An 8,931-nucleotide genomic window follows, 5' to 3' on the forward strand; every position below is an offset into this window, starting at 1 on the left:
AATAAATCCTCGTTTATTAGAAAATGAAAAAAGAAAGTGCCCCCATTTTTGACCAGAAATCAAATGATTTCCCTTTTTTATAGAAGGGGGTAAACTAATAAGTAGTAACTGGTAGTACCTGTAAAAGGGAACCCCTAAGAAAATGACCTTGGATCAAGAAAAAGGAGGAAACAAACAATGCCTTGGAATGTCCGTGATTATCCTGCGTCAATGAAGAATCTAGACCCCTTAGTTCGTAAAAAAGCGATCGATATCGCCAATGCCCTGCTAGCCGATGGCTATTCCGATGATCGGGCGATCCCGATCGCCACGAGTCAAGCAGAAAAATGGTATGACAATGCAGATGAAGAGGAGAAGAAAGCTTTTCAGAAAGAAAAAAATCCGCAAAAAGACGATACCCATCAAACCAATAAGAATGCGGAAAAATTAATGGATGCGGATGTAGAAGTTGTGTATGAAGACGACAAATGGCAAGTCCGTTCCAAAGGAGCAAAACGTGCCAGTGATCATTTCGATAAGAAAGCAGAGGCCATCGCCCGTGCCAAAGAAATTGCCGAAAACAAAGAATCCGTGGTGAACGTTTATAAAAAAGATGGTGACCATCAAAAGGATATTGATTTAGGAGAATAAAATTGGCCGCAAAAAAGCGGAAGGAGGTCTTACGTTTGTCGTTTTAACGGCGCGAAACGTTACCTTCTCTTTCGCTTTTTTGTTTCCTTTTACAGCTAGGTTTGGTTAAAACTAAAGCAACCGCTTCTTTAACGTTTCTTTTAAAAAGCAACGTTTCATTGTCAGAAACCTAAAAAACGAAGACCTTTTGAATGAACCATTACGTTTAAAATTTCTCGACATCCTAAAAAATAAGTCTATGAAATGCTGATCTAGCAACAGTTGTGAACCAGCCGTTACCCCTGTAAACTAGCTTGTACTTTCTTTAACTAAATAAACCTTGTATACTTGAATTATTAAAAGTACAAGGAGTGGTGTTTGTGAAAAAATTATTTTTTGTGCCGTTTATTTTTCTTTGTTTCCTCTTTGCTCTCCCAGCTGCCGCCCAGACAGTGGAAGAACCTGAACTCGTTTATGACTTAGCATCAGATAGTCCCTATGAGCAGCTGGTTACGGTAGATGAAGAAGGCAACGAGGTGATTTTGACCATTGAAAAACTGCCGTCATTCCGAGCAAATCTGGCAGCGGGAACGTATCGTGTGTCAAAAACATCCACAGGTAATTGGACTGCTAGTTATAATGTAACGGTCAATAGCCGCAATCAATTTACAGGCACTTCGAATTTAAGTTTAGTTGCTCACAGAGGAAGTATCACTTCTAGTTCATTAACTCACACGTCCACCAAAGCCACCTGTACGTTTAAGCAAAAAGCAGGTATAATCACTACCAATGGGAGTGTCGTAACCACGATCTCAAATGGGAAGCTAGTTGTTAAATAGCAGATAGGAGCATACATTGGCTTTAGCAGAACAATTAAAAAGCTGTCGCGAGTCTTCCGGATTGTCGCAAACAGCTGTCGCAGAAAAATTACAGATTTCACGCCAGTCGATTTCAAAATGGGAAAATGGGCGCGGCTATCCAGATATTGAGAATTTGATTTTGTTGAGCGATCTCTACCAAGTCTCGATCGATGAGCTTTTACGTGAGAACGAAGCCTTAAAAGAGCGGATCGAAACCAACAATCAAGAAATCAACGACAAAAAAGAAAAATTGTCGTTACTCCAAAGAACGATGGCAACGGAAAAAGATGAAAGTCTGCTCTTGCTACTGTTAGCTGGAATCGGCTCATTTCTCTTTCCATTAGGTTTGATTTTAGATGGCTTTGTCTTATGGCGTAACAAAAAGGCCAATAATTTTTATGTATTGATCTATATCGTCTGTGCCTTCTCGATATTCTTGAATTTGTACGATGGTTATGTCCATCTCAGCAACATCATGAATTGGGGAACCACTACGATTGAAAAAGTGGAATAAGTCAATTATTAAGACAAAAAGCCCGCTGCGAAAACAATTCGCAGCGGGCTTTTGACACTCTATTTATCATTTATGAATTGGTTATTCAAAGAATATTAACCGTCTTTAGTTAACCTTTGCAATCTTCCCTTGTTCGATATACACCATCAGAATACTGATATCAGCTGGGTTTACTCCGCTGATACGGCTCGCTTGGGCGATGGTTTCGGGTTGGATTTTTTGCAGTTTTTGTTTGGCTTCTGTTGCCAAGCCATTGATAGCGGCATAGTCGATGTTTTCAGGAATGCGTTTGGCTTCCATCCGTTTGAGTTTCTCCACTTTTTCGAGAGCTTTTTTGATATAGCCTTCGTATTTGATTTGGATCTCGACTTGTTCGATCTCTTTTGGCTTCAATGCTTCATTGGCTTCGATAAATTGCAGCATTTCGGCATACGTCACTTCAGGCCGACGCAAGAATTCATTTGCTAAAACACCATCTTTCAAGGTTGCCGTCCCTTTAGCAGTCAAATACGCTTGTACTTCTGGCGTTGGTTTGATGCGGATCTTATATAAACGTTTAATTTCTGCTTCAACAGCTTCTTTTTTCGCTACATACGCTTCGTATTGTGCTTCTGGGACGAGCCCGATTTGATGTCCCACTTCGGTCAAACGCAGATCCGCATTATCATGACGCAGCAATAAGCGGTATTCGGCACGAGAGGTCAATAAGCGGTAAGGTTCATTGGTTCCTTTGGTCACCAAATCATCGATCATCACACCGATATAACCGTCGCTGCGTTTCATAATGAAGGGTTCTTTGCCTTGAATTTTCAAAGCAGCATTGATGCCTGCGATCAAGCCTTGACCGGCCGCTTCTTCATAGCCGCTGGTTCCGTTGGTTTGTCCTGCCGTAAAGAGGTTTTCGATGACTTTGGTTTCTAATGTTGGACGCAATTGATGAGGCACCACGACATCATATTCAATGGCGTAGCCCGTCCGCATCATTTCCGCTTTTTCTAAACCTGCGATGGAATGCAGCATTTGGACTTGGACATCTTCTGGCATAGAAGTAGAAAGCCCTTGAACATACACTTCTTCGGTGTTCAACCCTTCTGGTTCCAAGAACAGTTGGTGACGAGATTTGTCTGCAAAACGCACGATTTTGTCTTCGATAGATGGGCAATAACGGGCACCTACTCCTTCAACGATCCCTGTAAACATCGGCGCCCGGTGTAAATTCTGGTTGATGATTTGGTGCGTCCCTTCGTTCGTATAGGTCAACCAGCAAGGTTCTTGGTTTTGATTGTAGGCTTCATCGGGTGTGCTGTAACTAAAGTGATTCGGTTGTTCATCGCCAGGCTGGATCTCCGTTACCTCATAGTTGATGGTGCTGGATTTCACCCGCGGTGGTGTACCCGTTTTAAAACGAGCGATCTCTAGGCCAAGCTCTTTCAAATGATCGGCTAGTCCAATCGATGGCTGGGAGTTGTTTGGTCCAGAAGAATACTTCAACTCTCCAATGATGATCTCTCCTCGCAACGCTGTTCCCGCAGTGATCACTACAGCTTGGGCTTGGTAACGAGCGCCTGTAGAGGTCACGACGCCACGGCATTCGCCTTCTTCAACGATCAGCTTTTCAACGATTCCTTGGCGCAGTGTCAGATTGGCTTCTTTTTCGATCGTTCGTTTCATTTCAGCCGCATAGGCATGTTTATCGGCTTGCGCCCGCAAGGCCCGCACAGCGGGACCTTTTCCTGTATTGAGCATCCGCATTTGGATGTAGGTTTTGTCGATATTTTTGCCCATTTCTCCGCCTAAAGCATCGATTTCGCGCACCACGACGCCTTTTGCTGGTCCGCCGACGGAGGGATTACAAGGCATGAATGCGACCATGTCTAAGTTGATGGTCAGCAAGAGGGTTTTTGCCCCCATTCGGCTGGCTGCCAAGGCAGCTTCTGATCCGGCATGGCCGGCACCAACAACGATCACGTCATAACTTTCTGCTTGATATTCTTGCATGGTGTTCTCCTTTTTACGCCAGTGGCGCATTCTTTATTTTCCTAAACAAAACTGACTGAACAATTGGGTGATCAACTCATCTTGGACACTGTCGCCGACAACTTCTCCTAGATAGTCCCAGCAGCGTGTCATATCGATTTGAACCAAGTCGACAGGCATTCCTGCTTCGATCCCTTGGATGACCTCAGACAACGACTGAACGGCATTTTCTAATAAGGCAATGTGGCGAGTATTAGAAAGATAGGAAGCATCCTTATCGGTGGTCTTGCCCCCAAAGAATAGATCGGCAATGGCTTGTTCCAGTTGGTCTAAGCCTTCGTTGGTCAACACAGAGACAGAAAAAATCGGTTCATCTGCTGCGTACTGCGCTAGCTCAGCAGGTGCTAATTTTGGCTCAAGGTCGGTCTTATTCAATAAGATGATCCGACGGCTGCCAGCAGTCAGCTCCAGCAATTGTTTGTCTTCCTGGGTCAATCCTTCGCTTTGGTTGAGAACCAGCAAAATCAACTCCGCTTCTGCCAATGCTTTGCGGCTGCGTTCGACTCCGATTTTCTCAACGACATCTTCTGTTTCGCGGATACCAGCCGTATCGATCAGTTTCAATGGTACCCCGCGAACATTGACATACTCTTCAATGACATCTCGAGTCGTACCAGCAATGTCTGTCACGATGGCTTTTTCTTCCCTTAATAAATGGTTCAATAAGCTGGATTTACCGACATTCGGCCGACCGATGATCGCAGTACTCAAACCTTCTCGCAAAATTTTTCCTTGTTGGGCAGTCGCTAATAAGGCTTGGATCTGCCCTTTGACCATCGTGGCTTTTTCTAGCAATAAGCGGGTCGTCAATTCTTCCACATCATCGTATTCAGGGTAATCGATATTCACTTCAACTTGCGCCAGCGTCTCTAAGATCTCTTGGCGTAAGGTCCGAATCAAGTGGGAAAGATTGCCATCCAGCTGATTGACTGCGAGATTCATCGCCTTATCGGTCTTGGCACGAATCAAGTCCATCACCGCCTCGGCTTGAGAAAGGTCAACCCGTCCGTTTAGAAAGGCCCGCTTCGTGAATTCTCCCGGCTCAGCCAACCGTGCGCCTTGTCGTAAAACCAGCTGCAAGAGTTGATTGACGACAACGATCCCGCCGTGGCAATTGATCTCAACGACATCTTCTCGGGTAAAGGTCCGCGGCTTTTTCATCACTGATAGCATCACTTCATCCATCAAACGGTTTTCTTCTGGATCCACGATATGACCATAATGGATCGTATGACTAGGCACTTGGGCGAGGGTTTTAGTGCCTGCTTGAAAAATCTGATCCGCAATTGCGATCGCTTCTTCCCCGCTTAATCGCACAATACTGATGGCCCCTTCGCCTGGCGGGGTGGAAATCGCGGCAATCGTATCAAATTCTTGCGTAATATTCGCCATGTTGCTTGCTCCTCCTATTTTTTCACATAAAAAAAGTGCCCACTCCACCCGTCAAATTGATTGAAAATCAATAAAAACGAGTAGACTTAGCACTTTGACTGCTTGTCAATTAAATTCTGGAAATAGATTAGCACATTTTTGCGCGAGTCGCAAGCTTCCTTCAAAAACTTTTAAATTTTGCATCTGTCCGCAAAAACCTTTAAAATAAAAGCAAAGAATAAGAAAAGAGGGATCTATTATGGAAACCATCAAATCATCAAACAGCGCTGCTCGCATTAAAGAAATCATTTTATCGACAGGAAACGTGAATCGGCCTTACGTCGTGCGGGATATCGTCTTTGCGGCAGACAAAATCGAAGTAGATCTATTTGATACATCTGTGAATTTGAACGACCTGTTGGCAGATGTGACCTATCGCTTAAAAGAAACCGCCCACAGCTACGGAGCGAATGCAGTGATCAACTGTCATTTCGAACATGACCGCATCGTCGAAGGCGACAAAACCTACCTTGAGATCTTTGCCTATGGTACAGTGGTTCAATTTACTCAATCAACCATCGGCGGCTAATTGCCTCTATCATCAAAGAAAAATACAAAAAAGAGTCCGCGGCATACGGACTCTTTTTTGATACCAAAGGCTGACCTACGTAACGTATGTTGACTTTGATAAGAATGATTTCTAGTCAAGGATACTTGGTTTTAAATTTGTTGTCAATCGCTTTTTCCCATCAAAAAAGGGAAAGGCTTGTCAGACCGCCTTTCCCTTTTTTCATTAAATTCGTTTGTCCGCAGGTTCCACTACTAAGTAGCGATACGGTTCATCCCCTTCAGAATGAGTTTGAACATACGCATCTTTACTCAATACGGAATGGATCTGCTTTCTTTCAAACGCCGGCATCGGCTCTAAAAAGACCGGGCGGCCTGTTCGTTTGACTTTTTCAGCAGTACGGCTAGCCAAACGTTCTAAGATCGCTTGACGTTTTTCACGGTAATCTCCGACATTCACTACAATCGACAATTTGTTTTTCGCGATGCGGTGAATATACACTTGCGCCAAATATTGCAGTGCATTCAAGGTTTTGCCGTGCTTCCCAATCAAAATGCCTTGTTTTTGCGTTTCTAAATGAAAGACGATCACGCCGTCTTGACGAGCGGTTTTTACTAAGGCGGGTGCATTCAATGCTTTTGAAATATTTGTCAGATAGAGTCCCAGCTGAGCCAGCGCTTCCTCATCTGAAAGATCCGTCAGCAAAACAGGTTCGCTCGCGGCCGCTTCCATCACACTGCTTGCTTCCTCTGTCGTCACAGGATCTGGTTCTACCAGCGGTTTTGCTGGTACTTCTTCAACGGGTGCCGGTTCTTCAACGATTCGTTTTTCAATGGAGACCCGTGCTTGTTTTTTTCCTAGACCCAAGAAGCCTTTTTTTCCTTCATCCAGGACTTCGATTACTGCTTGATCTTTGGTGATACCAAGGACTTGCAATCCCTCTTGAATTGCTTCATCTACTGTCAGATTTTCATAAATCGGCATTGCAGTGCAACCTCCTCTTATTTTTTCCGTTTCTTTTTAGGACTCATTGCTTTTTTCAGCGCACGTTCACGCTCGCGTTCTTTGCGGGCAGCTTCTTCTCTTTCTTGGCGGATCTTGAATGGGTTATTTAAGATCATTGTTTGCACAACTTGGAATGCATTGGAAACGACCCAGTACAAGGAAAGACCGCTGGCAATGTTGATCCCCATCAGTAAGATCATCATTGGCATAGCGAAATTCATGATTTTCAGACTCGCATTTGATTCCACTTGGCTCATACTTGATAAGTAGGTACTTGCAAAAGTAAAGAGCGCCGCTAAAATCGGCAAGATGAAGTATGGGTCACGATCACCCAGCTGCAGCCATAAGAATTTTCCTTCTTGCAGAGCAGGAACCCGTGAGATCGATTGCCACAAGGCCATCAAAATCGGCATTTGTACCAATAATGGTAGACAGCCGGCATAGGGATTGACATTGTTTTCCGCATACAAACGTTGTGTTTCTTCTTTTAACTTGCTTTGTGTTTCTGTATCTTTTGACGCATATTGCTGCTGCAGCGCTTTTAGCTTCGGTTGTAATTCTTGCGTTTTGCGCATGCTTTTGGTTTGAAAGTGCATCAACGGCATCAAAATGACCCGGATGATCAATGTAAAGAGGATGATCCCGATCCCGGCATTGCCGAAGGAGAGGGCTTTGATCGCCTCTGCAAAATAATAAACGATGTAACGATCCCATAGACCGGTACTTTGTGCATTTACTTCACCTGTTGCACCGCAGGCAGATAAGACAACTACTAATGAGAGAACTCCCAAAAATAGTAAGACGCGTTTCCCTTTTTTCACGTAACTAATTCCTTTCCATTAATGAATAATTTTGGCAAGCTTTAAGACATGCTCTAAATTCGAGTAGATTTCCTTTGAGGAACAAGTGGCGATACTTGGACGGGCGATCACAATAAAATCGATCGCTGGTTCGATTCGCGGTTTCATTTCCGTTAAGCTCGCACGAATCTTGCGTTTGACCTCATTTCGCTTCACTGCATTACCGACTTTTTTCCCTACAGATAAACCAACTCGAAAATGTGATTGCTCTTTAGGTAAGACATACACCACGAACTTCCGATTTGCAAAAGAATTTCCTGCCTGAAAAACTTTTTGAAAATCTTGCTCTGTTTTTACTCGATAGGATTTTCTCATCTTCGGTTCCTTCACTTCTTTCAATTAAGCTTCGCGAAACGGATTGAATCCGTAACCACTCACCTGTCAATAATACCATATTTGCCAAAAGTCAGACACTATATTCCGCAAAAACGGCATAAAAAAAACCACTGGCATTCAGTGGCTTACGCAGAAATAACCTTTCTGCCTTTACGACGACGGCTAGCTAAAACACGACGTCCATTTTTTGTACTCATACGTTTACGGAATCCGTGAACTTTTTGACGTTTACGTTTATTTGGTTGATACGTTCTTTTCATTTATTTCCACCTCCATCAGGATAATGCTTATGCGCACAGACATACTTTGATAGTATAACGAGTCAAGTACTAGTTTGTCAATAAGAAGTTTGCTCAAAATCAGGCATTCTTTATCCACAATCCCTTTTATTTGTGTGGGTTTGCTGTTTATAGCTAATTTTTGTGGATAACTTTTTCCCCAGAGTTATTTTGGCTTTTTCCACAAACGAACAGCCTGTAGAAAAGTTTTCCACAATCACTTTTTTGACTGTTGATAACTACCCTAAAACTTAGTGTTATCAAGGCGTGATCTTCACATCGATCTGTGGATAAAGGAAATTTTTTTATAGTTATGCACATTCTTTTTCTACCTGTGGATAGTCGAATTTCGAACATGTGCATTTCCATTTTTCTTTTATCCCGTTTTGTGGAAAAGTATTTTTTTCTAACCTTTTTTATCGTAATCTGTGGAAAACTTTTTCAATCCGTGCTATTTTAGTTATATCTATTCTTAGTTATAGGAGGACAATTT

10 protein-coding genes are annotated in these 8,931 nt (G+C 43.2%); 4 read left to right on the plus strand and 6 right to left on the minus strand.

What is annotated here, in order from left to right; genetic code table 11:
• Positions 1–177: 177 nt before the first annotated feature.
• From IGK14_RS16485 to IGK14_RS16495, 3 genes are all read left to right on the plus strand, one after another.
• A complete protein-coding gene (locus IGK14_RS16485; RefSeq protein ID WP_010748464.1) occupies positions 178–630 on the plus strand; it encodes a DUF2188 domain-containing protein in 453 nt (150 codons plus the stop codon).
• Positions 631–980: 350 nt separating this feature from the next.
• Positions 981–1,448, plus strand: coding sequence for a DUF5626 family protein (locus IGK14_RS16490; RefSeq protein WP_034695231.1), 468 nt, complete (start codon positions 981–983; stop codon positions 1,446–1,448).
• A 16-nt stretch (positions 1,449–1,464) separates the two neighbouring features.
• Positions 1,465–1,983: a helix-turn-helix domain-containing protein gene (locus IGK14_RS16495; RefSeq protein WP_005232932.1), complete on the plus strand. Its 519-nt coding sequence runs from the start codon at positions 1,465–1,467 to the stop codon at positions 1,981–1,983.
• A 105-nt stretch (positions 1,984–2,088) separates the two neighbouring features.
• Here the strand turns inward: IGK14_RS16495 and mnmG are convergent, their stop codons facing one another.
• Positions 2,089–3,981, minus strand: coding sequence for a tRNA uridine-5-carboxymethylaminomethyl(34) synthesis enzyme MnmG (gene mnmG, locus IGK14_RS16500; protein WP_010748466.1), 1,893 nt, complete (start codon positions 3,979–3,981; stop codon positions 2,089–2,091).
• Between the two features lie 33 nt (positions 3,982–4,014).
• Positions 4,015–5,412 (minus strand): tRNA uridine-5-carboxymethylaminomethyl(34) synthesis GTPase MnmE, encoded by a 1,398-nt coding sequence (mnmE, locus tag IGK14_RS16505; protein ID WP_010748467.1) that lies wholly within the window; start codon positions 5,410–5,412, stop codon positions 4,015–4,017.
• A 238-nt stretch (positions 5,413–5,650) separates the two neighbouring features.
• On the opposite strand from mnmE, the gene IGK14_RS16510 reads away from it, so the two are divergent.
• Complete coding sequence (locus tag IGK14_RS16510; RefSeq protein WP_005226284.1) at positions 5,651–5,980, plus strand: heavy metal-binding domain-containing protein; 330 nt, start codon at positions 5,651–5,653, stop codon at positions 5,978–5,980.
• Positions 5,981–6,184: 204 nt separating this feature from the next.
• Here IGK14_RS16510 and jag read toward each other — a convergent pair whose 3' ends face one another.
• The 4 genes from jag to rpmH all read right to left on the minus strand — a co-directional run bounded on the left by jag (position 6,185) and on the right by rpmH (position 8,420).
• Positions 6,185–6,943 carry an RNA-binding cell elongation regulator Jag/EloR gene (jag, locus tag IGK14_RS16515; protein ID WP_010748468.1) on the minus strand — a complete coding sequence of 253 codons (759 nt, stop codon included), beginning with the start codon at positions 6,941–6,943 and terminating at the stop codon, positions 6,185–6,187.
• Between the two features lie 17 nt (positions 6,944–6,960).
• Entirely contained in the window at positions 6,961–7,785 is an 825-nt protein-coding gene (locus IGK14_RS16520; protein ID WP_010748469.1) for a YidC/Oxa1 family membrane protein insertase, read from the minus strand.
• Positions 7,786–7,803: 18 nt separating this feature from the next.
• Positions 7,804–8,139 carry a ribonuclease P protein component gene (rnpA, locus tag IGK14_RS16525; protein ID WP_008376940.1) on the minus strand — a complete coding sequence of 112 codons (336 nt, stop codon included), beginning with the start codon at positions 8,137–8,139 and terminating at the stop codon, positions 7,804–7,806.
• 146 nt (positions 8,140–8,285) lie between these two features.
• Positions 8,286–8,420, minus strand: a complete 135-nt coding sequence (rpmH, locus tag IGK14_RS16530) for a 50S ribosomal protein L34 (RefSeq protein WP_002356012.1) — start codon at positions 8,418–8,420, stop codon at positions 8,286–8,288.
• Positions 8,421–8,931: the final 511 nt, after the last annotated feature.

This window comes from Enterococcus sp. DIV0970a, from assembly GCF_051711265.1.
GTDB classification, from domain to species: Bacteria; Bacillota; Bacilli; order Lactobacillales; family Enterococcaceae; genus Enterococcus_D; species Enterococcus_D casseliflavus.

Excerpts from the sequence above, each read along its gene's own strand:
- IGK14_RS16485 (WP_010748464.1), top strand. The coding sequence starts at position 178 with ATGCCTTGGAATGTCCGTGATTATCCTGCGTCAATGAAGAATCTAGAC.
- mnmG (WP_010748466.1), bottom strand. The coding sequence starts at position 3,981 with ATGCAAGAATATCAAGCAGAAAGTTATGACGTGATCGTTGTTGGTGCC.
- mnmE (WP_010748467.1), bottom strand. The coding sequence starts at position 5,412 with ATGGCGAATATTACGCAAGAATTTGATACGATTGCCGCGATTTCCACC.
- IGK14_RS16510 (WP_005226284.1), top strand. The coding sequence starts at position 5,651 with ATGGAAACCATCAAATCATCAAACAGCGCTGCTCGCATTAAAGAAATC.
- jag (WP_010748468.1), bottom strand. The coding sequence starts at position 6,943 with ATGCCGATTTATGAAAATCTGACAGTAGATGAAGCAATTCAAGAGGGA.
- rnpA (WP_008376940.1), bottom strand. The coding sequence starts at position 8,139 with ATGAGAAAATCCTATCGAGTAAAAACAGAGCAAGATTTTCAAAAAGTT.
- rpmH (WP_002356012.1), bottom strand. The coding sequence starts at position 8,420 with ATGAAAAGAACGTATCAACCAAATAAACGTAAACGTCAAAAAGTTCAC.